This is a genomic window from Sporosarcina sp. P29, assembly GCF_002743265.1.
Lineage (GTDB): Bacteria > Bacillota > Bacilli > Bacillales_A > Planococcaceae > Sporosarcina.
Genome location: NZ_PDYX01000094.1, coordinates 1 through 430 on the forward strand (window position 1 = coordinate 1; position 430 = coordinate 430).

Annotated in this window: 1 protein-coding gene; it reads right to left on the reverse strand. The window is 62.8% G+C overall.

The genetic code is table 11. From position 1 onward, the window contains the following. Nucleotides 1–430 (reverse strand): Rossmann-fold NAD(P)-binding domain-containing protein (locus tag CSV68_RS16700; RefSeq protein ID WP_158233539.1); only part of this gene is annotated, 430 nt, incomplete at both ends.

Below are 430 nucleotides of genomic sequence, written 5' to 3' on the forward strand. Positions count from 1 at the left end.
CGATCAGTTTGCTCAGCGTATGGCTGTCGTCAAACAGACCGCCTTTAGACGCGCCCACATCGGAGTCTGCCAGCATATCCGCCAGCCCGGCAGGCAGGCCAACGCCCTTCAGCGCAGCGGCAAAATCCGCCTCGCTCATGTTCTGATACGTCACGTTTTTGCCGCTCTGTTTGCTGAGTTCGGCTGCCAGTTCACTCAGCGTCCAGGCGTGGTCGCCGGCCAGCTCGTATACGTTGCCTGCATGGCCGTCCCCGGAGATGACTCTTGCCGCGGCAGCCGCGTAATCCGCACGGGTGGCAGAGGCGATTTTGCCTTCACCGGCCGCGCCAATAAATACGCCGTGCTCCAGCGCGGGCGGTGCGCTCGCCAGATAGTTTTCGGTGTACCAGCCGTTACGCAGCAGGGCGTAAGGGATGCCGGACTCCGCCAG